General features: G+C 51.1%; 1 rRNA gene. It reads left to right on the top strand.

The features are described 5' to 3' along the window. A 23S ribosomal RNA gene (locus tag IQR33_RS08720) occupies window positions 1-356 on the top strand; the annotation flags it as partial.

The following is a 356-nucleotide window of genomic DNA, read 5'->3' as shown; positions in this document are numbered from 1 at the left end:
GGCGAACCGGGGGAACTGAAACATCTAAGTACCCCGAGGAAAAGAAATCAACCGAGATTCCGAAAGTAGCGGCGAGCGAAATTGGACTAGCCCTTAAGCTTTACACGCGTTAGACGAACAGCCTGGAAAGGCCGACGATACAGGGTGATAGTCCCGTAGTTGACGACGTGTGTTCAGTGAAATCGAGTAGGGCGGGACACGTGATATCCTGTCTGAATATGGGGGGACCATCCTCCAAGGCTAAATACTACTGACTGACCGATAGTGAACCAGTACCGTGAGGGAAAGGCGAAAAGAACCCCTGTGAGGGGAGTGAAATAGAACCTGAAACCGTGTACGTACAAGCAGTAGGAGCA

Origin of the sequence: Vibrio sp. OPT46 (assembly GCF_015163535.1) — a bacterium.
Lineage (GTDB): Bacteria > Pseudomonadota > Gammaproteobacteria > Enterobacterales > Vibrionaceae > Vibrio > Vibrio alginolyticus.
Note: the sequence above shows the minus strand (reverse complement) of the source record. Positions and strands in the feature narration are given on the sequence as shown.